The sequence below is a fragment of the Thermopolyspora sp. NPDC052614 genome, assembly GCF_040678635.1.
Lineage (GTDB): Bacteria > Actinomycetota > Actinomycetes > Streptosporangiales > Streptosporangiaceae > Thermopolyspora.
The window spans coordinates 206,001-232,646 of the sequence record NZ_JBFATZ010000010.1; the positions used below are offsets into that span (position 1 = coordinate 206,001).

Genomic DNA, 26,646 nt, shown 5'->3' on the forward strand with positions numbered 1-26,646 from the left:
ACCGGCTTCGATGACGCAGGGATTCGACGGCAGGAGGGGGATCGTCTTCGCCGCCGTGGTGATCGTGCTCGCCGCCGTCGGCATCTACCTGACCCTGCCGTCGTCGCCCGATCCGGGCGGCGAGGCGGGCGGGGCGACGACGACCCAGGGGAAGGCGGCGCCGACGTCGGCGCCGCGCGCCTCCGGCTCCGCCGCGCCGTCCGCGGGTCCGCCGCTCGATCCGGAGAAGTTCGACGTCTACGCGTTCCTGCCGCTGACGCGGGAGCAGTTCGCGGGGGCCGCCGACGTGGCCCGGCGGTTCCTCGCCCAGTACGCCACCCACCGATACGACGAGGACCCGGTGTCGTACGCCGAGCGGCTGAAGTCGTTCACCACCGCCGAGATGGGCGCCTCGCTCACCCGTACGGTCACCGATCCGGAGCGGGTGCGGCAGGAGCAGGCCGACAAGGTGGTGTCCGAGGGCACCGCCAAGATCAAGTCGATCCGGGACTTCAGCCCCAACTCGATCACCTGGGTGGCGACCGCCACCGAGCGGATCACCGCGGCGAGCGGCCCCCGGGAGGTCGTCGAGGAGTACGCGGTGACGGTGATCCAGGTCGGCGACGCCTGGCGGGTCTACGACCTCAACCCGGCCGACGCCGGGCAGGAGGGCGACCCGTCCGAGGGCCAGGCGGCGGCCGGGGCGCAGGCGGAGGAGGAGTAGGCGGGTGAGCGTCCGGTGAACGGCGGCACGGGTTCGGGCGGCTCGCGCACCCGCCTGCTGGTGGTGGTGCTCGCCCTGGCGGGCGTGCTGATGGTCGCGCTGGTCCTGGCGCCGATGTTCCTGACCACCTTCACCACGCCGCTGGGCGGGTTCGGCTTCGGCTTCGGGGCCGACTGCGCCGAGGCGGCGACCGCCGACGCCAAGGACCTGTCGCAGACCGCCCGCGACGACATCCCCGAGGACTACCTGCGCCTGTACCAGGAGTACGGGGCGAAGATCGGCGTGCAGTGGAACGTGCTCGCGGCGGTCGGCAAGCGCGAGACCAACCACGGCCGCTCCACCCTGCCCGGCGTCAAGAGCGGCACCAACTACGCCGGGGCCGCCGGGCCCATGCAGTTCCTGATCAGCACGTGGGGCGGCAAGCCGCAGATCAAGATTCCCTCGAAGTTCAACGGGTACGCGAGCGACGGCGACGGCGACGGGATCGCGGACGTCTACAACCCGGCCGACGCGATCCTCGGCGCAGCCAAGATGCTCAAGCGCAACGGCGCGCCGGACGACCTGACGCGGGCGCTGTTCACCTACAACCGCGCGATGTGGTACGTCGAGCAGGTGCTGGACATCGCCCGGCGGTACACGGCCTCCGGCGAGGTGGGCACGCCCCCGGAGGCGAACCCGGCGTGCGACCCGGCGTTCGTCGAGGGCGTGTCCAGCAAGATCGTGGCCGACATCCTGGACTTCGCGCTGGCCCAGCGGGGCAAGCCGTACCGGTGGGGCGCGGTCGGGCCGGACGCCTACGACTGCTCGGGCATCATCTACATGGCCTACCGGCACGCCGGGCTGACGATCCCGCGCACCACCTTCGGCCAGTGGCCGTTCGGCGTGCGCATCGAGCCGGGGCAGGAACAGCCGGGGGACCTGGTGTTCTTCAACAGCGGGCCGGGCACCTCGCCGGACAGCCCGGGGCACGTCGGGCTGGTGGTGTCGCCGGGCAAGATGGTCGAGGCCCGGTGCACGTTATGCGGGCCGATCAAGGTGACCACGTACCGGGACCGGCCCGCGATCGTGGGGTTCACCCGCCCGCTGCAGAACCCGGACGTGATCGAACAGGTGAAACGGCTGGGTGTCCTGTAGCGCCTCCGGCCTTTGCCGCCCGCCTTTACAACGGCCGACGGCGGGCGGAACGGCCGGCGGACGCAGAGTAACAAATGATTACGGAAAAGAATTGAAGCGCTCGCGGGCGGCCGGGCGTGCCCTAGTGTCTTTTGCCATGGGCATTGTGGTGGGGGCCGCGATCGTCGCGGGCGGCAGGTTGCTCGCCGCGCAGCGCGCCGCGCCCGTCGAGCTGGCGGGAGGCTGGGAGTTCCCGGGCGGCAAGGTGGACCGGGACGAGAGCGACCACGAGGCGCTGATCCGCGAGTGCGAGGAGGAGCTCGGGGTCGTGGTGGCCGTCGGCGAGCGGATCGGCGGCGACTGGCCGCTGCGCGGCGACCTGGTGCTGCGGGTGTGGTTCGCCACGGTCGTCTCCGGCACCCCGGTCGCCAGGGAGCATCTGGCGCTGCGCTGGCTGGGCCGCGACGAGCTGTTCGACGTGCCCTGGCTGCCCGGCGATCTTCCCGTGGTACGGCTGGTGCGGGAGATGCTGCCCGGGCTGCTCGATCCGGCGCAGGACTGACGGCCGCCCCGCGACCCGCCATTAAGGCAGGCATTGCCCGTTTTGTGGTTATTCACGCCGCGTTTGCGCGGCGGATTCGCGGGCTTCTTTACTGCCGGGCTTCTCGGCGGCGGGTGACCGCTTCGCCGGATACGGCGGCTGTTTGACTGTGAAAGCTGACGACTCATGGCGTCATGGGGGCTTTGCCGTTACTTTGCACAACTAGTATTTCCCTCGAACTGAGTTGCCCAGCGGACACGGCGGAGGCGGCGGTGACCGGACACACCCGGCGGACGGCGGTGACCGCGGTGGCGGCCTCCCTGGGCCTGACGGGTGTGGTCCTGCTCGCGGCGGCGCCGATGTTCACCGCGAGCGCGTCGAGCCGGACGGTGACGTTCGCGAATCCGGGCGGCGGGGGCGCGATCGAGCCGGTCGATCCCACGGTGGACGTCACCCAGACGGTCACGGTGACGGCGGGGCCGACGGAGACCGCCGACCCGGTGGTGACGATGACCATGACGGTCACCCCCCAGCCGACCGTGACCCGCACCAAGACCGTACGGCCGAGCCGTCCCGCGACCAGCAGCCCGCCGGCCGACCGGCCCGCGGCGAGCCAGCCCCCGGTGCTGCCGACCAGCGGACCGGTCACCTCGCCCGACGCGGGCCAGAACACGGGCACCGGGACCGCCGCGTCGCCCACCGAGTCCCCGCTCACGCTCGCGCCCGCCTCGACCGACACGCCGGCCGCGTCCGCCGGGGTCTCCACCGCCTTCGAGGAGCCCGCCCCCAAGACGGTGCCGTACGAGATCCGCAACGCCTCGCCCGAGTACGACCAAATCGCGGTGAGCAGGCAACTGGCCGTGCCGGGCATCCTGATGGTGCTGCTGGTGATCTTCGCCGTGTTCCTCTTCCACGGCAGGCTGCAGCGCATGGCGCACGCCGCCGCCGTCCGCAAGGCCGGGCCGCGGCCCGTCGGCAAGCCCGGGGCCGCCACGACCTACCCCGCCACCCCGGCCTACGCGCCGATCATCAGCTTCGTGCCGCTGCAGCCGTACCCGATGCCGGCCGCGCACGGGACGTACCCGCCGGGCTACACGATCCCGCAGCCCACCCAGCCCTTCGCGCCGGGGCAGGCGTTCCCGCAGGGCCAGACCTTCCAGCAGGGTCAGACCTTCCAGCAGGGGCAGCCCGCCCCGGGTTTCGGCGGCTACGCGTTCCCGCAGACGGGGCCGCAGGCCGCTTCCCCGATGGGCGGGCCGCAGCCGGGGCAGGCGTTCCCGCAGACGGGGCCGCAGGCCGGTTCCCCGATGGGCGGGCCGCAGCCGGGTCAGGCGTTCCCGCAGCAGCCGTACCAGACCGGCCAGTGGTCCGGCCCGTCGCACCCCTGGGGCGGCGCCCCGACGGACGCCTCCCTCGGCGGCGTCGGCCCCGCGGGCGGGCCGGGAACCTTCCCCGGGGCGTCCGTTCCCGCCGGGGGCCTCGGAGCCCATCAGGGCGAGGGGTTCGGGCAGCGGCCGTCGTCGCCGCACGGGCCGGGGGAGCGCCTGGGCGAGAACGACCCGCGCCACGGCGGCGTCGGCCGTGACGATGACGACGAGCCCACGTCGCTGTTCTACGACCCGCCGCCGAGGCGCGAACTGGAGCCCGGCCCCACGTCCATCCCCGGGCCGCCGGTCGAGACGGTGTCGGTCGAGCGCATCGGCCCCGACGGCGAGCCGATAGATCGCCCGCCTCAGCGCGGCGGCAGCGTCTTCCCCGTCCAGGACGACCCCGACGGCCCGTACGCGTCCGGGCAGGGCGAGGCGGGGCCGTCCGGGGCCTGGGATCACACCCTGACCTTCCCCGCGTCGGACGGCACGCCGACCGAGCCGGATCCGGGCGCGGGCGAGGGCGAGGACTCGCCGTCTTGGCCCGAGGGCGACAAGAAGCGCCGTCCCTGGCACCGCTCGCGATAAGCCCCCGGCACGGCTCGTGACGAGCCCCTGGCGGCGCTTGCGCCCGCGACAGAACAGAACAAAGCCGAACGGGCGCGACCCCCGCCCTCGACGAGGTGCCGCGCCCGTTCCGGAGGCTTGATCGGCCCGGGGTCAGCGGGTCTTCTCGGACCGCTTGAAGATCTTGTTGCCGAGCCAGACCAGCGGGTCGTACCGCCGGTCCACGACCCGCTCCTTCATCGGGATCAGAGCGTTGTCAGTGATCTTGATGTGCTCGGGGCAGACCTCGGTGCAGCACTTGGTGATGTTGCAGAAGCCGAGCCCGTGCGTGTCCTGCGCGAGGTCCTTGCGGTCCTCCACGTCGTACGGGTGCATGTCCAGCTCGGCGATCCGCATGAGGAACCGCGGACCGGCGAAGTTGGTCTTGTTCTCCTCGTGGTCGCGGATCACGTGGCACACGTTGTTGCACATGTAGCACTCGATGCACTTGCGGAACTCCTGCGAGCGGTCCACATCGATCTGCTGCATGCGCATCTCGCCCGGCTTGAGGTCCTTCGGCGGCGTGAAGGACGGAATCTCCCGGGCCTTCTGGTAGTTGAATGACACGTCCGTCACCAGGTCCTTGATGACCGGGAACGTGCGCATCGGCGTGACCGTGATGACCTCGTCCTGGTCGAACGTGGACATCCGGGTCATGCACCCCAGACGCGGCTTGCCGTTGATCTCCATGGAACACGAGCCGCACTTGCCCGCCTTGCAGTTCCACCGTACGGCGAGGTCGGGGGCCTGAGTGGCCTGCAGGCGGTGGATGATGTCGAGGACGACCTCGCCCTCGTTCACCTCGACGGTGTAGTCCTCCAGCCTGCCTTCGCCCGCCTCGCCGCGCCAGACGCGGAACTTCGCCTTGTAGCTCATCTCAGTCCTTCCCCGCCACGGCGTCGTAGTCGGCGAGCTCTTCGTCGGTCAAGTACTTGCTCAGCTCGTCCCGTTCGAACAGGGTGATCAGGTCGTCGCGCATCGGGGGCTGCTCCTGCTCCACGACGGTGACCTGGGAGCCGTCGGGGGAGGACGAGCAGACCAGGAGCTTGCGCCGCCACTCCGGCGACATCGTGGGGAAGTCGTCGCGGGTGTGCCCGCCGCGGCTCTCCTCGCGCAGCAGCGCCGCCTTGCCCACGCACTCGGAGACCAGCAGCATGTTGCGCAGGTCGAGGGCGAGGTGCCAGCCCGGGTTGTAGATCGTGCTGCCCTCGGCGCCCGCGTTCGCCGCGCGCTCCTTGAGCTTGGCGACGACCTCCAGGGCGTCCTTGATCTCGTCGGCCTTGCGGATGATGCCCACCAGCTCGTGCATCGTGCGCTGCAGCTCGTGGTGCACCTCGTAGGGGTTCTCGCCGCCCTTGCGCTGCAGCGGCGCGACCGCCTCCTCCTGGGCCTGCCGTACGGCCTCCGCCGCCGCCTTGGGCCGGCTCTTCAGCGCGTCCACGTACGCCGCCGCGCCCGCCCCGGCCCGGCGGCCGAACACCAGCAGGTCCGACAGCGAGTTGCCGCCGAGCCGGTTGGAGCCGTGCATGCCGCCCGCGACCTCGCCGGCCGCGAACAGACCCGGCACCGAGGCCGCCGCCGTGTCGGCGTCCACCTCCACGCCGCCCATGACGTAGTGGCAGGTCGGGCCGACCTCCATGGGCTCGGCGGTGATGTCGACGTCGGCCAGCTCCTTGAACTGGTGGTGCATCGACGGCAGCTTCTTGATGATCACATCGGCGGGCAGCCGGGTGGACACGTCGAGGAAGACGCCGCCGTGCGGGCTGCCCCGCCCGGCCTTCACCTCGGCGTTGATCGCCCGGGCCACCTCGTCACGCGGCAGCAGCTCCGGCGGACGGCGGTTGTTCGCCTGGTCGGTGTACCAGCGGTCGCCCTCCTCCTCGGTGGTGGCGTACTTGTCCTTGAACACCTCGGGGATGTAGTCGAACATGAACCGCCGGCCCTCGGAGTTGCGCAGCACCCCGCCGTCGCCGCGGACCGACTCGGTGACGAGGATGCCGCGCACCGACGGCGGCCACACCATGCCGGTCGGGTGGAACTGGATGAACTCCATGTTGATCAGGTTCGCGCCCGCGCGCAGCGCCAGCGCGTGCCCGTCGCCGGTGTACTCCCAGGAGTTGGAGGTGACCGAGTAGGACTTGCCGATGCCGCCGGTCGCGAGCACCACGGCCGGGGCCTCGAACAGGATGAACCGGCCGGTCTCCCGCCAATAACCAAAGGCCCCGGCGATGGCGCCCTTCGCGCCGAACCCGGGGTCCTCGTCCTTGAGCAGCGTGGTGATCGTGCACTCGGCGAACACCTTGATGTACGCCTCGGCGTCGCCGTGCACCCGCTCGTCCTCCTGCTGCAACGCGACCACGCGCTGCTGCAGGGTGCGGATCAGCTCCAGGCCGGTACGGTCGCCGACGTGGGCGAGGCGGGGATACTCGTGGCCGCCGAAGTTCCGCTGGCTGATCTTGCCGTCCTTGGTGCGGTCGAACAGCGCGCCCCACATCTCCAGCTCCCAGACGCGGTCCGGGGCCTCCTTGGCGTGCAGCTCGGCCATCCGCCAGTTGTTGAGGAACTTGCCGCCGCGCATGGTGTCGCGGAAGTGCACCTGCCAGTTGTCGTTGGGGTTGACGTTCCCCATCGCCGCCGCCGCGCCGCCCTCGGCCATGACCGTGTGGGCCTTGCCGAACAGCGACTTGCACACGATGGCCGTGCGCTTGCCCTCCTGACGGGCCTCGATCGCGGCCCGGAGTCCGGCTCCGCCCGCGCCGATGACGACGACGTCGTACTCGTGACGCTCGATATCCATGATCCCTGTTTCCTACGCGAACGGAAAGGCGACGATGCCCTTGGCGACGAGCCGGACGTACACGTCGGCGACCACTACGGAGATCATCGAGGCCCAGGCGAGCTGCTGGTGCTTGGCGTTCAGCTTCGAGATGAAGGTCCAGGCCTTGTAGCGCAGCGGGTGCCTCGAGAAGTGGTTGAGCCGGCCGGCGGTGATGTGCCGGCAGGAGTGGCAGGAGATCGTGTACGTCATGATCAGAATTGCGTTGACCACGAGGATGATCGTGCCGAGCCCCACGTGGCCCCAGTTGCCGTTCTCGTCGCGGAAGGCCAGCACCGCGTCATAGGTGAGGATGAGGCCGATGACGATCGCGGCGTAGAAGAAGTACCGGTGCACGTTCTGGATGACGAGCGGGAACCGGCGCTCACCGGTGTACTTCGAGTGCGGCTCGTTGACGGCGCAGGCCGGCGGCGACATCCAGAACGAGCGGTAGTACGACTTGCGGTAGTAGTAGCAGGTCAGCCGGAAGCCTCCGGGCAGGGCGAGGATCAGCAGACCGGGCGGCAGCGGCCACCAGTCGCCGACGGGGGCCCAGCCGAGGAAACGCGCCCCCTCGTCACAAGCCGTCGTGAGACACGGTGAGGAGAACGGCGCGATGTACGGTTCGACGAAGTAGCTGTCATCGAAGGCGGCCCAGACGCCGTAGATGACGAATGCCGTGAGAGCGGCGAAGGTGAGCGCCGGAGCCAGCCACCATCGATCCGTCCTCAGCGTCCGTGCCTTGATCTGAGCTCGCTGCTTCCTCTGCGTCGCAGGTTCACCGGCCGGCGGTCCGGCCATAATCTGGGTCATCGGGGACCTCTCCACCTCCCACGGAACCCACTCGCCGAACGAAGGGACCGGGTGAGTTTCACTGAATGCCTTCTCGTCGTCGCAGACCGCACTGCGTGGTCGGCGCGCGTCTTGGTGGGGCATACGTTACGACGCCCACTTCCCTCATAGTGAGGAGGGGGGTTCACCTTTTCGCAGCACCCGGTGTGATTCCTGTCACGTCGCCTGTGAGGCCGCGGACGGGCGGCTAAAGACGCTGCCCGGCGTGGGGCAACTTGACGACCGTGACGAAGAGGTCATCGATCTGGCGTACTACCCGGATGAACTGGTTGAAGTCTACCGGCTTCGTGACATAGGCGTTCGCATGCAGGTGGTAACTCCGAAGGATATCCTCTTCGGCGTCCGAGGTGGTGAGAATCACAACGGGAATCACCCGGAGATCCGGATCCGCCTTGATCTCGGCGAGGAGCTCGCGGCCGTCCTTGCGGGGCAGGTTGAGGTCGAGCAGGATCAGGTCGGGGCGGGGGCGTCGGCGTGATCGCCCTCGCCGCGGAGGAAGGCCATCGCCTCCTCGCCGTCGTGGACCACGTGCAGGCGGTTGCTCACCTTGTTGTGCTCGAACGCCTCGCGGGTCAGCAGCACGTCGCCGGGATCGTCCTCGACGAGGAGCACCTCGATCGGGTGCGGGTTCGGACAGCAGCGACACCGGGCGCAGCACGGCGAACCTGATGAGCAGCGCGAAGGCGATCGCGGTCGCCACCAGGACGAGGGCGAGGATGGCGAGCACGAAGTAAAAGGTCCGCCAGCCGTACTCCAGATGTTCCTTGCCCATCGCGTGCAGGCGTTGCAGCTCGTCCTGCCGCCGCTTCAGGGTGTCGAGGGTCGGCGCGAACAGCCGCTCGCCGGCCGCCAGGTCGGCGCGCATCGTCCCGTTGATCACCGGGTCGGCGTAGTCCCGGTGCCATCGGGCGCCGTACTCGCGTAGGAGCGCCGCGTCCTGTTTGGTGGGGCCGGCGGGCAGCCCAGGGAGGAGCCTGGCGATGGCGGCCATGGCGGCGTCCTCGTCGCGCCTGGCCTCGGCGCACAGCCGCCGGTAGCGCTCGTCCCCGGCTTGAGCGGCCGCCCACGTCGTCGTCCTGGCCGGTGGCGGGCTCGACCGGCACGCTCAGGTGGTGGCGAGGGCGATCGTCGGGGAGAGGCGAGCGGCGCGCATCGCCGGGTAGAGACCCGCCGCGGTGCCGATCAGCAGGGTGGCGCCGACGGCTCCGGCGAGCGCCCACGGCGGGACGACCGGCGGCCAGTCCCGGAAGACCGCGAAGCCGATGGTGGCGATGGCGCCCAGGGCCGCCCCGGCCGTGCCGCCGAGGGCGGACAGCAGCAGCGACTCCGACAGGAACTGGATCCGGATCTGGCTCCGGGTGGCCCCCAGGGAACGTCGCAGCCCGATCTCCTTACGGCGTTCCAGCACGGAGATGACCATCGTGTTGGCGACGCCGACGCCGCCGACCAGCAGCGCCACCGCGCCGAGGCCCAGCAGCAGGTTGGTGAACGCGCCCGCGGCGGCGGCGCGTGCGGCCAGGGCGTCGGAGGGGCGGCTCACCTCGACCTCCTCGGGGTTCTCCGGGTTCACCGTACGGGGGAGCACGTCGCGCACGACCTCCACCGACGTCTCGGTGGACCGCTCGTAGATCGTCGTCGGGTGGCCGTCGAAGCCCAGGTACTTCTCCGCCGCCGGGAAGCCGACGAGCGCGGAACGCTCGATCTCCTCGGCGAGCGGCATCGGGCCGAGAACGCCGATCACGCTGAACCAGCGTTCGCCCAGCCACACGCGTACGCCCGGGTTGGTGATGCCCAGCCGTTCGGCGGCCTTGCTTCCCAGCACGACGGTGGGCAGCCGGGCGGTCGCCTCGTTCAGCCAGACGCCCTTGACGATGGCGCCCTCCAGCGTGCGGGTGAGCGTGAGGTCGGCGGCCTGCACGGTGATGCCGCCGGTGACGGCCTCCGAGATGTGGTCGGTACGGCGGACGCTGACGTCATCCACCGCGCCGGTGGCCGCCGCCGTCCGCACCGGGCCGATGCGGCCGACCATCGCGGCGGCGTTCTTCGGCAGCTTGGCCTCCTCGCCGAAGACCGTCCGCCCGGCGGTGACGGTGAGCAGGTTGGTGCCGAGCCGGTCGAGTTGCCGCAGCAGCTCCTCCCGCGACGAGGACGAGATGCCGATCACCGCGACCATGGTGGCGATGCCGATGGCGATGCCGAGCGCGGACAGGATCACCCGGGCCGGTCGGGTCCGCAGCCCGGCGGCCCCGACCCGCAGCACGTCACCGAGGCCGAGCCGAGCGGGGGTCAGCGGCCGGTCGCCGGTCATGTGCGGACCCTTTCCGTGATCTCGGCCGGGGTACGGTGCCCGTGGCCCTGGCCGTCGTCGGCGACGATGCGTCCGTCGCGGACCCGGACGCGTCGCGGGCACCACTCGGCGATCTCGGTGTCGTGGGTGATGATGGCGATCGTCGTTCCGGCGGCGTGCAGGTCCCGCAGCACGCGCAGCACCTCCGCGCCCGCCGACGAGTCGAGGTTGCCGGTCGGCTCGTCGGCGAGCAGGAGCGGCGGGTCGCCGACGACCGCGCGGGCCACCGCCACCCGCTGCTGCTCGCCTCCCGACATCTGGTTCGGCCGATGGCCGAGCCGGTGAGCGCGGACGGCGAGTTGGTGACGTCCGGCGATCTGCGCCGACGGGTCTGGGACGAGTACGCGGACGCCGACACCGGGGTGCTGCGGGTTACCATCACCTCGCTGCGCAGGAAACTCGGCCCGCCTCCGCTGATCGAGAACGTGCCCGGCAAGGGGTATCGGCTGTGACCGCCCCCGGGCTGCTGCGCCGCGCCCGGCGGGAGCGTCGCCGGGAAGGGCCAAGGGAGGAGCCCGTGAGACGATCGGCCGGCAACGGGCGATCGGCGGCCAACCGGCCGGGACGTGCGTCGGGACCGTCGGCGCCGCCCGTCCCGCGCGGGCCGTTCTGGAAGCGGCTGGGGCTGCGCGCACGCCTGACCCTGCTGTACGGCGTGCTGTTCTTCCTTGCCGGATCGACGCTGCTGGGGATCAGTTATCTGTTGACCGCGCGGGCGCTCAACCAGCGGTTCGCCGTGAAAGTGAACAGCGCCAAGGTCATCGGGCTGGACTCGACCAGCGTGCCGACCGCCGTGCCGACCAGCGTGCCGACCACCCAGCCGACCACGCTGTCCACGCAGACGCCGCTGCCGGGGGAGCTACCCACCGAGTACACCCGCGACATCATCACCGCGTACCAGGAGCGGGCCGACACCGTGCTCGACGACGTGCTGCGGTACTCCGTGCTCGTCATGATCCTGGTGGGCCTGGTCGCGCTGGCGCTCGGATACCTGGTGGCCGACCGCGCGCTGCGCCCGCTGGACCGGGTCACCGAGACGGCCGAGCGCCTGTCGGAGAGCAACCTGCACGAGCGGATCGCGCTGAGCGGGCCGAACGACGAGGTCAAGCGGCTGGCCGACACCTTCGACGCGATGCTCGACCGGCTGCACCGGGTGTTCGACGCGCAACGCCGCTTCATCGCCAACGCCTCGCACGAGCTGCGCACCCCGCTGGCGATCAACCGTACGGTGCTGGAGGTGTCGCTGGAGGAGCCCGACGCCTCGCCGGACCTGAAGGCGATGGCCCGCGCGCTGCTCGGCACCAACGCCCGCTACGAACGGCTGATCGAGGGATTGCTGCTGCTCGCCCAGTCCCAGCAGGAGTTGGTGGTGCGCCGCTCGGTGGACCTGCGGCCGGTCGTGCTCAGCGTGCTGGAACAGCTCGACCTGCAACCACGCAAACGGAACGTCACCGTGCACCGGGACCTCGCACCGGCGGTCGTGCAGGGGGATCCGCTGCTGCTGGAACGCTGCGTGTACAACCTGCTGGAGAACGCGATCAAGTACAACGTGCGCGGCGGCGACGTGTGGGTGACCCTGCGGGACCTCGGCGCGCTCCCTGCCGCCGCCGCGAACAACGGCCTCGGCACCGGCGCGGGCGTTCCCATGGTCGCGAAGTCGGGCGCCGTCGGATGGGATGCGCGTACGGACGCCGGTTCGGGCCCTGGTCCGGGCACCGGTTCGCGCGCCGAGCCGGGAACCGCCGCGATCGTCCCGGCGGGCGGCCTGCCGACCGCCGGATCGAGCGTGACCGCCGCTTCGGACGCGCCGGGCGATCGCGTGGTGGTGCTGAGCGTGGAGAACACGGGTCCGCTCGTGTCGCCGCACGAGGTGGAGGATCTGTTCGAGCCGTTCCACCGAACCCAGGGGGAGCGGGTCCGCTCGGCGAAGGGCGCCGGCCTCGGCCTGTCCATCGTGCGCGCCATCGTGGACGCCCACGCGGGAACGGTCGAGGCGCGGGCCCGAGCCGATGGCGGCCTCGCCGTCACCGTGCGGCTGCCCGTGGCCTGACCCGCACTCGCCCCACCCTCGGCCGCGACCCACGCCCGCCCGGCCCGCTAGTCGAACTCGTCGATGATCTCGCGGCGGAGGGCGTCGAAGTCGAGGCCGTGCTCGGCGATGATGCGACCGCCGAGGCCGTCGCGTTCGCGGAGCAGGCCGAGCAGGATGTGGCCGTCGGCGATGTGGTTGTGCTTGAGGGCGACGGCCTCGCGCAGCGCGAGTTCCAGCGTCTTCTTCGCCCGCCTGGTGAAGGGGATGTGGCCGATCGGGGATCTGCCGCCGCGCCGCCCCGCACGGTCGAGGGCGCCGGGACCGAAGGCCGCCTCGACCTTCTCCTTCACGGCGTTCAGGTCGATGCCGATCTCGCCGAGCAGGTCGGCGTCGAGGTCGTCGCCCTCCTTGAGGAGGGTTCGCAGGGTGGTGGCGGCGGCATCGTGGGTGAGCCCGTGCCGGGTGAGCACCCGGCAGGACGCGGAGTCCGGCGTGGCGAGCATGGCGAGCAGGACGTGTTCGGTGCCGATGTGGCCGTGGTCGAGCTGCCGGGCCTGTGTCTGGGCCTCGATCGCCACTTTCCTGGCCTCTTTCGTGAAGCGCTCGAACATCCTCAGTCGTCCTCCGATCGCCGTAGAATTCCGCGTTTCGCTGCGTACTTTTTGTGCACCGCCTGACGGGTCACGCCCAGCAGCGTGGCGATCTCCTGCCACGTCCAGCCCTGGGCGCGTGCGTTGCGCACCTGCAACTCCTCGAGACGCTCGGCGAGGTCCCGCAGAGCCCGTACGGCGCGCAGCCCGACGGCCGGATCCCGGCTGCCCGCATCGGCGGCCACCTGCGCTGTATCTGCCATGCTGTCAATCTAGGTTGCTTTTTCTCGCATGTCAACCAAGGTTGACGGCGCAGGGCCGCCAGGCCCCATCCCGGGCCGCCGGAAAATGCTTTGCCGGGACACGACCGCGTTTGCCAATGTGAGCAGATATGCGCTCACTACCTGCCGCCGATCCCGGCGTGCCCGATTCCCGGAGCGCCGTGCGATATCTGCTGTGGGTGGCGCGAAAACAGGGGCTTCCGCTGCCCGCCGGAATCGCCTTCGCGATCCTGTGGTGGCTCGGCCAGGCGCTCGCGCCCGCCGCGCTCGGCAACGGCATCGACAGCCTCACCGCTCACGATCCCGCCGCCCTGGTGCGCTGGTCGCTGGCGCTGCTCGCGCTGGGCGTCCTCCAGGCGTACGCCGGGATCATGCGGCACCGCAGCGCCGTGTACGTCTGGCTCTCGGCCGCCTACCGCACCGTCCAGGTCACCGTACGGCAGGCCACCCGCCTCGGGGCCACCCTGCCCAGGCGGCTGTCCACCGGCGAGGTCGTCGCCGTCGGCACCTCCGACATCGCCCACATCGGCAACGCCATGGACATCCTGCTGCGCGGCACCGGCGCGGTCGTCACGATCGTCACGGTCACGGTCATCATGCTCACCACCTCCGTGCCGCTGGGGCTGACGGTGCTGATCGGCGTGCCGCTGATGGCCGCGGCGATCGGCCCCCTGCTGCGGCCGCTGCACCGCCGCCAGCACCGGCACCGCGACCTGGAGGGCGACCTGACCACCCGTGGCGCCGACATCGTCGCCGGACTGCGCGTGCTGCGCGGCATCGGCGGCGAGGACGTCTTCGCCAGGCTCTACCGGGCCGAGTCCCAGCGCGTACGGCACGCCGGGGTGCGGGTGGCGTCGGTGGAGTCCACCCTCGAAGGCGCCCAGGTGCTGCTGCCCGGCCTGCTGATCGCCCTGGTCACCTGGCTGGGAGCGCGTTTCGCGCTGGACGGCGGCATCACGGCCGGGCAACTGGTCAGCTTCTACGCGTACGCCGTGTTCCTCATCGCGCCGCTCCGCACGCTGACCGAGGCCGCCGACAAGCTCACCCGGGGCCTCGTGGCGGCCCGCCGCGTCGTCCACATCCTCAACCTCAAGCCCGACATCGAGGACGCGGCCCCCGGCGCCGTCCCCCGGGCGAACGGCGTGCCAATGGGCGATTTGGCCGATCCCGCCTCGGGCGTGCGCCTCCGGCAGGGCGTCCTCACCGCGCTGGCCGCCGCCGTCCCCGAGGACGCCGCCGCCATCGCCGACCGCCTCGGCCGCTACACGCCCGGCGAGGTCACCATCGGCGGCGTGCCGCTCGCCGACCTGCCCCTCGCCGAGGTACGCCGCCGGATCCTCGTCGCCGACAACGACGCCCGCCTCTTCACCGGCTCCCTCCGCGAAGCCCTCGACATCGCCGCGGGGAGCGTCACCTTGGCGAACACCGGCCTCGACGAGACCGGCGCGAACGGGACCGGCCCCACCGGGGCGGCCTTACCGGATATCTCCCCTGAAGAAGCCCAAGCCGACGAAATCAGCTCCAGGGGCAACACCTCCCTCGCAAGCACCCACGTTGCGGCCGACGCGAACGGAAACACGGCGAGCCGGGACGAGCGCGTCGGATCCGGCGTGAGCGTCGCGGCCCGCGACCGGGACGGGCGCATCCGGGAGGCGCTGCGCGTCGCCTCGGCCGAGGACATCGTCGAGGCGCTGCCGAACGGCCTCGACGAGCACGTGGCCGAGTCCGGCCGGGAGTTCTCCGGCGGCCAGCGCCAGCGGCTGCGCCTGGCCCGCGCCCTCCTCGCCGACCCCGAGGTGCTGATCCTCGTCGAGCCGACCAGCGCGGTGGACGCGCACACCGAGGCCCGCGTCGCCGAGCGCCTCGCCGCCGCGCGGCGGGGCCGTACCACGCTGGTCTGCACCACCAGTCCGCTCGTGCTCGACCGCGCGGACCACGTGATCTACGTCGAGGACGGCAGGGCGCGCTCCGAGGGGCGGCACCGGGACCTGCTTGCCCGCGATCCCCGCTACGCCGCCACGGTGACCCGAGGAGAGGACTGATGACGAGCAGGAGGATCCTGCCGGTCGCCGACCGGGCGCAAGTGCGCGCCTACGCGCGACGGCTGACGCTGAAGTACCCCTGGGAACTGGGGCTCGCGCTCGCCCTGCACGGGCTGGCGGCGATCACCGGGCTCGCGGGCCCCTGGCTGCTGGGCGATCTCGTGCAGGCGGTCGCGGACGGGCGCGAGGTGAACGTCGACCTGGTGGCGCTGACGATCGCCGGCTTCGTGCTGGCGCAAGGCGTCCTGATCCGTTTCGCGGTGTACATCTCGTCCCGGCTGGGCGAGAAGGTGCTGGCCGAGCTGCGGGAGGAGTTCGTCGAACGGGTGCTGGCCCTGCCGCTGTCCACGGTCGAGCAGGCCGGCTCAGGCGACCTGATCACCCGGACGTCCCGCGACGTGAGCGCGTTGTCCCGCACCGTGCGCCACGCCGTACCCGAGACGCTCATCGCCCTGGTCACGGGGGCCTGCGTCGTCGGCGCGCTGATCATCGCCGGGCCGCTGATGGCGCTGCCCTGCCTGATCGCCGCGCCGCTGCTGTGGATCTCCACCCGCTGGTACCTGGCCCGCGCGCGGGACGGCTACCTGCGGGAGAACGCCGCGTACGCGCTGATCACCGAGGGCCTCGCCGAGACCGTCGAAGGCGCTAGGACCGTCGAGGCGCTCGGCCTGCAGCGGCGGCGGCACGAGCGCACCGACGGCGACTGCGCCCGCTCCTGGGCGGCCGAACGCTACACGCTGGGCCTGCGCACCGTCTGGTTCCCGTGCGTGACCATGGGCTACGTCATCCCCGTGGTGGCCACGCTGCTCGCCGGCGGCCTGTTCCACCTGTCCGGCTGGGTGTCGCTGGCCCAGGTGACGGCGGCCACCCTGTACGTCCAGCAGCTCATCGACCCGCTGGACCGGCTGTTGTCCTGGGTCGACGAGCTCCAGGTCGGCGGCGCGTCCCTGGCCCGGCTGCTCGGCGTGGCCACCGTCCCCGACGACCGCACCCCCGGTACGGCCCGCCCCTCCGGCGAGACCATCGAGGCCGAGGGCGTCCGCTACGCCTACCGCGAGGGCGCCGACGTGCTGCACGGCGTGGACCTGAAGGTGAGCCCAGGGGAGCGCCTGGCCATGGTCGGCCCGTCGGGGGCCGGCAAGTCCACCCTCGGACGCCTGCTGGCGGGCATCCACGGCCCCCGCACCGGCTCGGTGACGGTCGGCGAGGTGCCGCTGGTGGACCTGCCGCTGGGCGAGCTGCGCGGCCACGTCGCGCTGGTGACGCAGGAGCACCACGTGTTCCGCGGCACGCTGCGCGACAACGTGCTCATCGGCCGCCCGGAGGCGGACGACGCGGCGGTACGCGCCGCTTTGGAGGCCGTCGAGGCGTGGGAGTGGGCGGCCGCGCTGCCGGACGGCCTCGACACCGTGGTCGGCTCGGGCGGCGCACCGGTGTCCCCGGCCCAGGCCCAGCAGGTGGCACTGGCCCGCCTGGTGCTCGCCGACCCCCACACGCTCGTCCTCGACGAGGCCACCTCCCTCCTCGACCCGAGGGCCGCACGCCACCTGGAGCGCTCGCTCGCCGCCGTACTGCGCGGCCGTACCGTGATCGCGATCGCGCACCGTCTCTACACGGCGCACGACGCCGACCGTGTGGCGGTCGTGGAGGACGGCCGAGTCGCCGAACTGGGTTCACACGACGAGCTGGTCGCGGCGGACGGGGCGTACGCGGCCCTGTGGGAAAGCTGGCACGGAAGCCCGGCGGGCACCGGAGCGACGCCGTCGCCGATCCACACGCCGTGACGGAGAAGCGAGCGAAACATCTCGGCCGAACAACCCGCCCCCCATAAGGCGCCGACGAAGGTCACCGAGAAGCGCGGCACGATCACCGGGTCACGCGGTCTGAAGCGACAAGGGTGGCCCAAACCACCTTCCCACCGGTTCTGGGCCACCCGTAGCCCTAACTGGCCGCGAGCTCGTTGATCAGAGTCAGCCCGCGGCCACCGACGTCGCCCTCGTCGGCCTCCCTCAGCCGCGGGGGAGTACGGAGCCGGTCCCACACCGCCAGGCCGATCGCGTCGGATGACCTGTACACGTCCACCTCGATGCTCTCGTCCGAGGCCGTGAGCATCTCGTGAAGTAGCGCGTGCTCGTCGCCGGAGTCCACGCCGGTCAGCGCGTAGAACCCGACCGTGGCCTTGGCTGCGTTGGTCATCAACTCGGTGAGGACGAGCTGAGCGGTCTCCGTCAGGTCGCCGTGGCCCCACTCCTTCAGCAGCCTCGCCAACCGGTTGCGCGCGATGGCGGCCGAGGAGGGTGAACCGACAGGCGGATGCGCACACTCCTGCAACTCAGGAGAGGGGCCGGACCACCGCGCCGCTCCTCCGGCCGCCTCCCGAACGCTCACCTGACCACCTGCGCGATGCGTCTGGCCGCCGCGCTCTCGTCGCGAGCCGAAACCCACTGGTCGTCCCCCTGCCCCCAGCGGAACAGCCACGTCCTGTGGTCGACGGGAACCGCCCAGATCTGGTGTCCTCCCGCCTCGACGACGGGCGGTCTACCCGGAGCGACGCGTAACGCCCCTTTGATCCCGAGGTACGTGCCCAGCAGCCAGGCCAGGCGAGCCAGGCAGACGTACTGCTCCCACTGTTTCTCGCCGCTCCACACCACTTCCATGTCGTCCCTGTCCGGGCTCACGCGCTCACCGCCCTGTCTCGATGTGGCGGAGGTGACTATCTCGGCATATCCGGACACATGCCCCCACCTGCGCCTATGACTTTTTGCGATTTATTCACTACGGAGCGCATCCAAGTGTTGAATGTCAGTGTCCACAGGGGCGCGGACAAACGCAAGCCTCTATTTGAAGCCGGTCAAGATTCTTTGTCGGGAGAGGTCGATGACACGCAGCAAGCACATCCCCACCGTGGCGAGCGCTCGCCTGGCGAGGGAGCTTCGCAGCCTGCGGGACCAGGCGGGCCTGAGCCAGGAGATCGTGGCGGAGGAGATGGGCTGGGCCGGGAGCAAGCTCTACCGGATCGAGAACGATAGGAGCCGGGTCCTGGTACGCGACGTCAAGCGCCTTCTCCGGCTGTACGGCACGGACGAGAAGCAGGCCGAGGCCGTCATCGAGTTGGCCCGGCTGGCAGGGGAGCCGGACTGGTGGCATCAGTACTCAGGGGCGATCCCTGAGTGGTTCCAGGTTTACGTGGTGCTGGAGGCGTCCGCGTCGCACATCTTCGGATACGAGTCCGAGCTGATCCCAGGCATCATGCAGACGGAGCGTTACGTCCGAGCCATCATGTCCACCGCACCCGGCGCCGACTCCGACGAGGAGATCGAGAGAAGGATCAAGCTCAGGGTGGACCGGCAGGCCCGCCTGACCGAGAAGCACGCGCCCAACTTCTGGCTCGTCATCAACGAAGCCGCCATCCGACGTGTAGTCGGTGGACGGGAGGTGATGTGTGACCAGATTGAGCACCTGATCCATCTCACGCAACTGCGTAATGTCACCCTGCAGGTGCTTCCGTTCGAGGTCGGCGCGCACAGCGCCATGGCCGGCTCGTTCAGCCTTTTGAAATTCCCGGCCGCCGATGATCCGGACAAGGTGTATGTGGAGCAGCACATCGGCGGCCTTTACATCCAGAAAAGCCAGGACGTCAGTTGGTACAGCCGCGCATTCGACTACTTGCGCGCACAAGCCCTCGGCCCTGCCCAGACGCTGGCCATGTTGCGTTCGGTGATGGCAGAGTTAACCTGAGTAGGGATACAAAATAGGAGGGAAGTACTCAGAGTGAACCTTACTGCAGCAATCTGGCATAAAAGCACTCAGAGTAACAACATGGGCGGGAACTGCGTCGAGGTCGCCGTGGTGCGCGGCCGAGACGCCGGGGTCGCGAACAAGGCCGATGAAGAGTTCGTGGTGGTCGTCCGTGACACCAAGAACCGAGAGCATGAACCACAGGTGTTCACGATCCCAGAGTGGGATGCCTTCCTCGCGGGCGTGAGGGAGGGCCAATTCGATTCGACAGCCATGATCGAGGATTTGAGAAGATGAGAGGAGCGATCATCGGGGTGTGCTTGTTGGTATATCCACACCCAGAGTGACGGCGATCTACGACTGAAGGAATAAGGGTGCGCGCCGATCTTTCCAAAGCGACCTGGCGAAAGAGCAGCTTTAGCGGCGACGGAGCAAGCTGCGTCGAGGTAGCGGCCACCAAGGATGTCATCGCCATCCGAGACACCAAGAATCGAGCGGGAGGGATACTCACATTCCGGCCGGACGAGTGGCACGCCTTCATCGTCACCGTGAAGCAAGCCAGCTGCAACCTTGGCGGTAGCCTGCGGTGCAGCCTGCCCCCGGGCGCGGCCTCGACTCCTTTGCCCGGCAGATCGCGAGCGCGGGGGCCCTGAGACGGGCGTGGGGGAAACGCTGCACTCGGCCGTGGCAGAGTTGATCAGAGAGCCGGTCATGAGGGAGGGTCCACCGTGGATCTCACTGCCGCAAGCTGGCGTAAAAGCACCTTGAGCGGCAACACTGGCGGCAATTGCGTCGAGGTCGCCGTGGTGAACGGCCGGGATGCCGGAGTCGGAAATAAGGCCGACGAAGAGTTCGTGGTCGTCGTCCGTGACACCAAGAACCGAGACCGTGAGCCGCAGGTCTTCACGATCCCAGAGTGGGATGCCTTCCTCGCGGGCGTGAGGGAGGGCCAGTTCGATTCGGCGACCATGATCGAGGAGTTGCGGGGCTTCCCGGTCTGCTGATTTCGATATGTGAGACGCGTATCTTGGATCGCGAGATGCCCTGTTATGGTGTTCGGCACCTGGAACAGGGAGGTTCGAGATGTCCAAGGCCATCTACACCCACGGTCACCATGAGTCGGTGCTGCGGTCGCATCGCTGGCGTACGGCGGAGAACTCGGCCGCCTACCTGCTGCCGTACCTGGCGGCGGGGATGAGTGTGCTTGACGTCGGCTGCGGGCCGGGCACGATCACGGCCGACCTGGCGGCGCGGGTCGCTCCGGGGAAGGTGACGGCCGTTGAGGTCGCGGCGGATGCGTTGGAGGCGGCGCGGGCCGAGGCGGATTCACGGGGTCAGGACAACATCGAGTTCACGGTGGCCGATGTGCATGCCCTGGACTTTCCCGATGACGTTTTCGACGTCGTGCATGCGCATCAGGTGGTGCAGCATCTTGGGGATCCCGTGCAGGCGCTGCGGGAGATGCGCAGGGTATGCCGGCCGGGGGGGATCATCGCGGTGCGGGACAGCGACTACTCGGGGTTCACGTGGTTTCCGCGGTTGCCCGAGCTGGACGAGTGGATGGCGCTGTACCAGCGGGTGGCACGGGAGAACGGGGGCGAGCCGGACGCGGCGCGGCGGTTGCTGTCGTGGGCGAGGCAGGCGGGATTCACCGACATCACGCCCACCGGGTCGCTGTGGTGCTTCGCGACGCCGGAGGACCGGGACTGGTGGGGCGGCATGTGGGCCGACCGCATCCTGCACTCCGAGATGGCCCGTCAGGCGCTCGAACGCGGGCATGTGACCGCCGACGATCTGCGGCGGATCTCGACGGCGTGGCGGGCGTGGGCGGACGACCCCGACGGGTGGCTGGCGATCCCGCACGGCGAACTCATTTGCCGGGCCTGACGACGGCCGGTCATCGGTCGGGTCGGCCGTACCTTGCCCGACCGGTTTAGTCTGACCGGTTTGGGCGGACCGGTTTGGGCGGGCGGCGACGGGCCGTCTGGATCTGCCACGGGGAGCGCCTCCCGGTCCGCCTCGGCACGGTTCGCTGGAACCTGTGGTGGGTCGAGCCCGCCGGGAGGCGCTCAGCCGCTTCGTGGTGTCAGATCGACAGGGCCTTCTTCAGGAAGTCCACCTGCAGGAGCAGGAGGTTCTCCGCCACGACCTCCTGCGGAGTCATGTGGGTGACCCCGGATAGGGGCAGTACGGTGTGCGGGCGGCCCGCCGCGAGCAGGGCCGAGGAGAGCCGCAGCGTGTGGGCGGCGACCACGTTGTCGTCGGCGAGGCCGTGGATGAGCAGCAGCGGGCGGTGCAGTTTCTCGGCGTCGGCGAGCAGTGAGGATTGCTCGTAGGGGGCGGGGTTGTCGCGTGGGTCGCCCAGGTAGCGCTCGGTGTAGGCGGTGTCGTAGAGGCGCCAGTCGGTGACCGGGGCGCCTGCCACGGCGGCGTGGAAGACGTCCGGTCGGCGCAGTACGGCCAAGGCCGCCAGGTAGCCGCCGAAGGACCAGCCGCGGATGGCCACCCGGTCGAGGTCGAGGTCGTCGGGGTGTCGGCGGGCCACGGCGTGGAGGGCGTCCACCTGGTCCTCCAAGACGGGGGTGGCCAGGTCGAGGTGGACTTCGCGTTCGAAGGCCGGGCCTCGGCCGGGGGTGCCTCTGCCGTCGGCGACGATGACCGCGAAGCCCTGCTCGGCGAACCACTGCGAGGTGAGGAAGATCTGCCGGGAGGCGAGGACGCGCTGGGCGTGCGGGCCGCCGTACGGGTCCATGAGCACCGGCAGGCGGGCCGAGCCCGGGGTGTGCCAGGACGGGAGCAGGAGGGCGGTGGGCAGTTCGCGTTCGCCCGCCCGGAGCAGGGAGACGCGCAGGTCGAGGCCGGGGCGCTCGGCCAGGGAGGGGATCGGCAGCGCGGGGCGGTCCTTGGGGTGGACGCGGACCGCGACGCCTTCGTCGTCCAGGTTCTGGGCGCTGACCAGCAGGGTGCCGCCGGCGAGCCGTCCGGTGTGGACGCCGGGTTCGGTGGGGCCGACCTGGACGGGGTCCCCGCCGGGGGACCACGTGTACAGGTGGATCTCGGTCGGCTCGGCGCTGGCGCGGAACAGGATCGTGTCGCCGTCCACGTCGCAGACGCCGCGTACCTGCAGGTCGGGCGGGGTGACCGGGGCATCGCCGACGAAGAGACGGTTGGCGCCGTCGGCGGCGGCGATCCACACGCGGGCGCCGTCGGACAGGCGGGCGGGCACGCTCGGGTGCGCGTCCACCCACGCCGGGTCGGTGTCCTCGCGGACCAGGGTGGTCGCGCCGGTGGCGGGATCCACGTCGAACAGGCGGATCGTCCGCTGGTCGCGGGGCATGGTCACGATCGACAGGCCGTGCCGGCTCCAGTGCGCGTTCACCAGGTACTCGTCGTCGAACGGCACCTCGACGCGGGAGCCGTCCAGGCCCAGCACGACCAGCGTGACCTCGGCGTTGGCCGTTCCGGCGGCCGGGTAGCGCACCTGGACCGGGTCGCGGTCGGGGTTGGCCGGGTCGGCGATGTGCCAGCGGGTCACCGGGGCCTCGTCGGCGCGCTCGGCCAGCAGGGCGGTGCCGTCGGGGGACCACCAGTGGCCGCGCAGGCGGTCCAGTTCCTCGGCGGCGATGAACTCGGCCAGGCCGTATGTGACGGTTTCGGACTCGGGCTCGGCGAGTGCGCGGTCCTCGCCGGTGGTCAGGTCCTGTACGCGCAGGGCGCCGCCGGTGACGTACGCGACATGCCGGCCGTCGGGGGCGATGCGCGGGTCGATGACCGGGCCGGGCGTCTCCAGGGCGCGGACCGCGCCGTCGCCGGTCACGGCGGCGGCGTACAACGCGCCGGACAGGGCGAAGACGGCCGTGGTCACCTGGCGGTCGGTGGCGTACGCCACGATGCCGCCCGCCTGCTCGCGGGCGCGCTCCCGGCGGGCGCGCTCCTCCGGGGGAAGGTTCTCGTCCGCCGCGCCGAGGCCGCGCGGATCGACGAGCACACGCTCGGCGCCGGTGCTGACGTCGAGTTCCCACAGGCAGGTCACCGGGTCGGTGCCGGAGGCCGTGCGCAGGAAGATGACGCGGTCGCCCTGCGGGCTGATCGTGAAGTTGCGTGGCACCCCGAGGGTGAACCGGCGGGTCCTGGCGTGCAGGCGTGGAAAGCTCTCGGTCATGGACACCCATCCTGCCAGTGCCGATACCCTCAGATCATGAGTGATCGGCGGTTGCTGCTCGTGCATGCCCACCCCGACGACGAGAGCATCGGCACCGGGGCGACGATGGCCAAGTACGCGGCCGAGGGGGCGCACGTCACCCTGGTCACCTGCACGCTCGGGGAGGAAGGCGAGATCATTCCGCCCGAGCTGGCCCATCTCGCCGCCGACCGGGAGGACCGGCTCGGCGAGCATCGCATCGGCGAGCTCGCGGCGGCGTGCGCGGCGCTGGGGGTGAGCGATCATCGCTTCCTCGGCGGGGCCGGGCGCTGGCGGGACTCGGGCATGATGGGCGTGGCGAGCAACGACGATCCCCGCGCGTTCTGGCGGGCGGATCTGGACGAGGCGGCCGGAGAGCTCGTGAAGATCATTCGCGAGGTGCGGCCGCAGGTGCTCGTCACCTATGACGAGAACGGGTTCTACGGGCATCCCGATCACATTCAGGCGCATCGTGTGGCGTGGCGGGCGTTCGAGCTCGCCGCGGATCCCGGGTTCGGGGACGGCGATCCCTGGCCGATCGCGAAGTTCTACCACACCGCGCTGCCGAAGTCGGTGATGAAGCGTTCGGCGGAGGCGCTGCGGGAGAGCGACGTCGGGTTCCTGCCCGCGGACACGTTCGACGATCTCTCCTTCGGGTGCCCGGACGAGGACGTGACCACGGAGATCGACGCCCGTGAGTACGTCGAGGCGAAACTGGCGGCGATGCGGGCGCACGCCACCCAGATCGTCGTACGCGGGCCGTGGTTCGCGCTGTCCAACAACATCGGGCAGGAGGCGCTCGGCGTGGAGCACTTCATCCTGCGTGCCGGGGTTCCGGGGCGGTCCCGGGGTGGCGCGCCGTACGAGACCGGCGGGATCGGCGAGCCGTACGACCGGGAAGACGACCTGTTCGCCGGGGTCCACTAGTCTCGGGAACATGCGGGAGACGCCTTCCGAGCTGCCCGGATCGGGCGAGCCGTCCAGAGCGGCCAATCAGGTCGTGCCGTCTGGGCGCGCGGAGTCCTGGGCACCGCCTGACGCCGACACTCCGCACGGGTCGGCTGAGCCGGACCGTACGCACGGATCGGCGGGGCCGGCGGATCCGGGGGATTGGGGGGATTCGGCCGATCGGCCGGGCCTGCGGAGCGACCCGGGGCTGGAGAATCAGCCGCGTCCAGAAGGCGAGCAAGGTCCGGAAGGCGAGCAAGGGCGGCCGGACGAGCAGGGGTTCCCGGCCGGGGCCGAACGCCACGTGCCCGAGGAGGGCGCGTACGAGGACAATGAACTCGGCCGGGCCATCCTCACCGGGGCCACCTACGGCGTGCTGTTCGTGCTGGGGGCGTTCCTCGGCGTGCTCGGGGCGCTGGAGCACTCCTGGGCCCTGGTGGACATCCCGGTCGCCGCGGTCGGGTGGCTCGCGGTGTTGTTCGCCGTGCCGTACGGGATGGGCCGGATGATGGGGTCCCGGGTCGGGGCGCTGGCCACCGCGGTCGGGTGGGGAATCATGTCGGCGGTCTTCGCCGTGCAGCGCAGCGAGGGGGACCTGCTCATCGCCGGCACCACCGCTGGATACGCCTACCTTTACGGCGGCATGGCGGCGGTGGCCGTCGCCGTGCTGCTGGTGCCGTCGAGCGGCTCGTGGCTGCTCACCCCGAGGTACGGGGCGCCCCCGCCCGGAGAGGCCCAGAGCCTGCACCGGTAGCTTCCCCCGGCGCGCTCGCGCCCCGACAATCGGAGCATGCGTCCCTGGTACCGCGTCCGGCGGGTGGTCAACTGCCTGAACCTGTCCACCCCTCTCGGCCTGGCCGTCGCCGTCGCCGGGCGGGCGCGCCTCAGCCGGGGCGAGTACGGCCTGATCTACGCGCACGGGTTCCGCATCCCCATGAAGGCGGGCGCGTTCACCCTCGGGAACGTGATCGTGACCGGCCGCCGGGACGGCTACCTGGAAGGCAGGCTGCTGGAGCACGAGTCGCGGCACGCCACCCAGTACGTCTGGTGCCTCGGCCTCCCGATGCTCCTGCTGTACCTGCTGGCGGCGCTGCTGTCCATCTGCGCCTGCGGCAACCCCGGCTCGTGGAACGTCTTCGAACGGCGCGCGAACCTCGCCGACGGCGGATACCCGGAAAAGGACCTCTGGTGGCGCGCGTCACGACGCCGCGCCGGAGGCGATCCCGGCCAGACGTCCGCCTGACGGACGAACGGCTCCGTGCCGGGCGGGCGATCCCCTGGCGTCATCTCCGCCCCGGCCCCGGCGACAGGACCGCCGTCTTTCTACCGCGAGCGCTGAATCTCCGGCCACGTTGTCATCAATGAGAAGGACATCCGGGATACGCCGCCTGGCCGACGCATGTTTTCCGTCAAGTGGGCATGATCGAAGTGGGTTGACTTGTTCCGTCCCCCAGGGAAAGCAGCGCCACCCGCAGGAGCGTTCATGTCGCAGATCGTTCGCCCGCAGATCCCCGCTCCGAGTACGGCCCCGCCCCGCCGGCGCACCTGGCCGTCCCACTTCAAAGACCGGCTCAGCGACCCGCTGCCCGACTTCCGCGAGGTCGTGTACGTCCTGTGGTACGGAGCCTTCCGCCAGGACATCGGCGATGTCGATCGAATCCCGGTGCGTCGTGACGGGCTTCCCGCGATCAGCCCGACCGACACGGCGATCACCTGGGTCGGCCACTCCACCTACGTGGTGCGGATCGGCGGCCTGACGGTGCTCACGGATCCCGTCTGGTCGCGGAAGATCCCCGGCGTACGGCAGCGCCACACCCCGCCCGGCGTCGCCTGGAGCGACCTGCCCAAGGTGGACGCGATCGTCATCAGCCACAACCACTACGACCACTTGGACGCCCCCACCATCCGACGCCTGCCCAAGGACGTCGCGGTCTTCGTCCCGGCCGGGCTCGCCCGCTGGTTCGACCGCCGGGGCTTCAAGAACGTCACCGAGCTCGACTGGTGGGAGAGCGCCGAGATCGGCGACGTGAGCTTCGACTTCGTGCCCGCCCACCACTGGAGCCGCCGCAGCCTGTTCGACACCTGCCGCACGCTCTGGGGCGGCTGGATCCTCAGCGCCCAGGGACACCGCGTCTACTTCGCCGGCGACAGCGCCTACGGCGACCGCTTCAAGCAGATCGGCGCCCGCTACCCGGGCATCGACCTGGCGCTCATGCCGATCGGCGCGTACGAGCCCCGCTGGTTCACCCGCGTCGCCCACGTCGACCCCGCCCATGCCGTGCAGGCCTGCCTGGACGTCGGCGCGCACCGCATGGCCACCATGCACTGGGGCACGTTCGCCCTCTCCGGCGAACCCGTCCTCGCCCCCGTCCACGAGGTTCGGGAGGCCTGGGCCGCCCGCGGCCTCGACCGCGCCGACCTCTGGGACCTCGCCGTAGGCGAAACCCGCCTGCTACCCGCCCATTGAGCAGTAGGGCCGTGAAAAAACAGT

The 26,646-nt window shown here is 70.7% G+C and carries 26 protein-coding genes and 2 pseudogenes; 17 read left to right on the top strand and 11 right to left on the bottom strand.

What is annotated here, in order from left to right; translation table 11 throughout:
* The first annotated feature begins 10 nt into the window (after window positions 1-10).
* The 4 genes from AB0K60_RS22475 (at window position 11) to AB0K60_RS22490 (ending at window position 4,312) form a co-directional block, all read left to right on the top strand.
* Entirely contained in the window at window positions 11-703 is a 693-nt protein-coding gene (locus tag AB0K60_RS22475) for a hypothetical protein (RefSeq protein ID WP_364058116.1), read from the top strand.
* Window positions 704-718: 15 nt separating this feature from the next.
* A complete protein-coding gene (locus tag AB0K60_RS22480) occupies window positions 719-1,837 on the top strand; it encodes a bifunctional lytic transglycosylase/C40 family peptidase (RefSeq protein WP_364058119.1) in 1,119 nt (372 codons plus the stop codon).
* Window positions 1,838-1,973: 136 nt separating this feature from the next.
* Window positions 1,974-2,378 (top strand): (deoxy)nucleoside triphosphate pyrophosphohydrolase, encoded by a 405-nt coding sequence (locus tag AB0K60_RS22485; RefSeq protein ID WP_364058122.1) that lies wholly within the window; start codon window positions 1,974-1,976, stop codon window positions 2,376-2,378.
* Window positions 2,379-2,629: 251 nt separating this feature from the next.
* Window positions 2,630-4,312 (top strand): hypothetical protein, encoded by a 1,683-nt coding sequence (locus AB0K60_RS22490; RefSeq protein ID WP_364058125.1) that lies wholly within the window; start codon window positions 2,630-2,632, stop codon window positions 4,310-4,312.
* Between the two features lie 132 nt (window positions 4,313-4,444).
* Here the strand turns inward: AB0K60_RS22490 and AB0K60_RS22495 are convergent, their stop codons facing one another.
* The 6 genes and pseudogenes from AB0K60_RS22495 to AB0K60_RS22520 form a co-directional block, all read right to left on the bottom strand.
* A complete protein-coding gene (locus tag AB0K60_RS22495) occupies window positions 4,445-5,206 on the bottom strand; it encodes a succinate dehydrogenase/fumarate reductase iron-sulfur subunit (RefSeq protein WP_364058128.1) in 762 nt (253 codons plus the stop codon).
* A 1-nt stretch (window position 5,207) separates the two neighbouring features.
* Window positions 5,208-7,127, bottom strand: coding sequence for a fumarate reductase/succinate dehydrogenase flavoprotein subunit (locus tag AB0K60_RS22500; RefSeq protein ID WP_364058131.1), 1,920 nt, complete (start codon window positions 7,125-7,127; stop codon window positions 5,208-5,210).
* Between the two features lie 12 nt (window positions 7,128-7,139).
* Entirely contained in the window at window positions 7,140-7,958 is an 819-nt protein-coding gene (locus AB0K60_RS22505; RefSeq protein ID WP_364058134.1) for a hypothetical protein, read from the bottom strand.
* Window positions 7,959-8,184: 226 nt separating this feature from the next.
* Window positions 8,185-8,615, bottom strand: a pseudogene (locus AB0K60_RS22510) (response regulator).
* 487 nt (window positions 8,616-9,102) lie between these two features.
* Window positions 9,103-10,305, bottom strand: coding sequence for an ABC transporter permease (locus AB0K60_RS22515; protein ID WP_364058137.1), 1,203 nt, complete (start codon window positions 10,303-10,305; stop codon window positions 9,103-9,105).
* Window positions 10,302-10,628: pseudogene (locus AB0K60_RS22520) on the bottom strand (ATP-binding cassette domain-containing protein); the annotation flags it as partial. The gene AB0K60_RS22515 and the pseudogene AB0K60_RS22520, both read right to left, overlap by 4 nt.
* Between AB0K60_RS22520 and AB0K60_RS22525 the strand changes: the two are divergent.
* A complete protein-coding gene (locus AB0K60_RS22525) occupies window positions 10,614-10,796 on the top strand; it encodes a helix-turn-helix domain-containing protein (protein WP_364058456.1) in 183 nt (60 codons plus the stop codon). The pseudogene AB0K60_RS22520 and the gene AB0K60_RS22525 sit on opposite strands and share 15 nt — an antisense overlap.
* Before the next feature lie 431 nt (window positions 10,797-11,227).
* Window positions 11,228-12,394: a HAMP domain-containing sensor histidine kinase gene (locus tag AB0K60_RS22530; RefSeq protein ID WP_364058459.1), complete on the top strand. Its 1,167-nt coding sequence runs from the start codon at window positions 11,228-11,230 to the stop codon at window positions 12,392-12,394.
* 47 nt (window positions 12,395-12,441) lie between these two features.
* Here the strand turns inward: AB0K60_RS22530 and AB0K60_RS22535 are convergent, their stop codons facing one another.
* Window positions 12,442-12,987: a Clp protease N-terminal domain-containing protein gene (locus AB0K60_RS22535; RefSeq protein WP_364058140.1), complete on the bottom strand. Its 546-nt coding sequence runs from the start codon at window positions 12,985-12,987 to the stop codon at window positions 12,442-12,444.
* Between the two features lie 2 nt (window positions 12,988-12,989).
* Complete coding sequence (locus AB0K60_RS22540) at window positions 12,990-13,229, bottom strand: RNA polymerase subunit sigma-70 (RefSeq protein ID WP_364058143.1); 240 nt, start codon at window positions 13,227-13,229, stop codon at window positions 12,990-12,992.
* 128 nt (window positions 13,230-13,357) lie between these two features.
* On the opposite strand from AB0K60_RS22540, the gene AB0K60_RS22545 reads away from it, so the two are divergent.
* On the top strand, window positions 13,358-15,289 hold the full coding sequence (locus tag AB0K60_RS22545) for an ABC transporter ATP-binding protein (protein WP_364058146.1): 1,932 nt from the start codon (window positions 13,358-13,360) through the stop codon (window positions 15,287-15,289).
* A complete protein-coding gene (locus tag AB0K60_RS22550; RefSeq protein ID WP_364058149.1) occupies window positions 15,289-17,073 on the top strand; it encodes an ABC transporter ATP-binding protein in 1,785 nt (594 codons plus the stop codon). Before AB0K60_RS22545 ends, AB0K60_RS22550 begins: the two co-directional genes overlap by 1 nt.
* Before the next feature lie 157 nt (window positions 17,074-17,230).
* Here AB0K60_RS22550 and AB0K60_RS22555 read toward each other — a convergent pair whose 3' ends face one another.
* Both AB0K60_RS22555 and AB0K60_RS22560 read right to left on the bottom strand, forming a co-directional pair.
* On the bottom strand, window positions 17,231-17,677 hold the full coding sequence (locus AB0K60_RS22555) for an ATP-binding protein (protein WP_364058152.1): 447 nt from the start codon (window positions 17,675-17,677) through the stop codon (window positions 17,231-17,233).
* On the bottom strand, window positions 17,674-17,967 hold the full coding sequence (locus AB0K60_RS22560; protein ID WP_364058155.1) for a hypothetical protein: 294 nt from the start codon (window positions 17,965-17,967) through the stop codon (window positions 17,674-17,676). Before AB0K60_RS22560 ends, AB0K60_RS22555 begins: the two co-directional genes overlap by 4 nt.
* A gap of 199 nt (window positions 17,968-18,166) precedes the next feature.
* On the opposite strand from AB0K60_RS22560, the gene AB0K60_RS22565 reads away from it, so the two are divergent.
* The 5 genes from AB0K60_RS22565 (at window position 18,167) to AB0K60_RS22585 (ending at window position 20,914) form a co-directional block, all read left to right on the top strand.
* Window positions 18,167-19,027, top strand: a complete 861-nt coding sequence (locus tag AB0K60_RS22565; protein WP_364058158.1) for a helix-turn-helix transcriptional regulator — start codon at window positions 18,167-18,169, stop codon at window positions 19,025-19,027.
* A 33-nt stretch (window positions 19,028-19,060) separates the two neighbouring features.
* The gene (locus tag AB0K60_RS22570) at window positions 19,061-19,324 is read left to right on the top strand and encodes a DUF397 domain-containing protein (protein WP_364058161.1); all 264 of its coding nucleotides are present in this window, start codon (window positions 19,061-19,063) and stop codon (window positions 19,322-19,324) included.
* Window positions 19,325-19,401: 77 nt separating this feature from the next.
* Window positions 19,402-19,680 (top strand): DUF397 domain-containing protein, encoded by a 279-nt coding sequence (locus tag AB0K60_RS22575; protein ID WP_364058164.1) that lies wholly within the window; start codon window positions 19,402-19,404, stop codon window positions 19,678-19,680.
* A gap of 75 nt (window positions 19,681-19,755) precedes the next feature.
* Complete coding sequence (locus AB0K60_RS22580) at window positions 19,756-20,031, top strand: DUF397 domain-containing protein (protein WP_364058167.1); 276 nt, start codon at window positions 19,756-19,758, stop codon at window positions 20,029-20,031.
* A gap of 79 nt (window positions 20,032-20,110) precedes the next feature.
* Complete coding sequence (locus AB0K60_RS22585; RefSeq protein WP_364058170.1) at window positions 20,111-20,914, top strand: methyltransferase domain-containing protein; 804 nt, start codon at window positions 20,111-20,113, stop codon at window positions 20,912-20,914.
* Between the two features lie 199 nt (window positions 20,915-21,113).
* On the opposite strand, the gene AB0K60_RS22590 is transcribed toward AB0K60_RS22585, so the two are convergent.
* Complete coding sequence (locus tag AB0K60_RS22590) at window positions 21,114-23,189, bottom strand: prolyl oligopeptidase family serine peptidase (protein ID WP_364058173.1); 2,076 nt, start codon at window positions 23,187-23,189, stop codon at window positions 21,114-21,116.
* A gap of 36 nt (window positions 23,190-23,225) precedes the next feature.
* On the opposite strand from AB0K60_RS22590, the gene mshB reads away from it, so the two are divergent.
* The 4 genes from mshB (at window position 23,226) to AB0K60_RS22610 (ending at window position 26,622) form a co-directional block, all read left to right on the top strand.
* A complete protein-coding gene (gene mshB / locus AB0K60_RS22595; RefSeq protein ID WP_364058176.1) occupies window positions 23,226-24,134 on the top strand; it encodes an N-acetyl-1-D-myo-inositol-2-amino-2-deoxy-alpha-D-glucopyranoside deacetylase in 909 nt (302 codons plus the stop codon).
* A gap of 10 nt (window positions 24,135-24,144) precedes the next feature.
* Window positions 24,145-24,909, top strand: a complete 765-nt coding sequence (locus AB0K60_RS22600; protein ID WP_364058179.1) for a DUF6113 family protein — start codon at window positions 24,145-24,147, stop codon at window positions 24,907-24,909.
* Between the two features lie 36 nt (window positions 24,910-24,945).
* On the top strand, window positions 24,946-25,398 hold the full coding sequence (locus AB0K60_RS22605; RefSeq protein ID WP_364058182.1) for a hypothetical protein: 453 nt from the start codon (window positions 24,946-24,948) through the stop codon (window positions 25,396-25,398).
* 240 nt (window positions 25,399-25,638) lie between these two features.
* Complete coding sequence (locus tag AB0K60_RS22610) at window positions 25,639-26,622, top strand: MBL fold metallo-hydrolase (protein ID WP_364058185.1); 984 nt, start codon at window positions 25,639-25,641, stop codon at window positions 26,620-26,622.
* The last annotated feature ends 24 nt before the right edge of the window (window positions 26,623-26,646 follow it).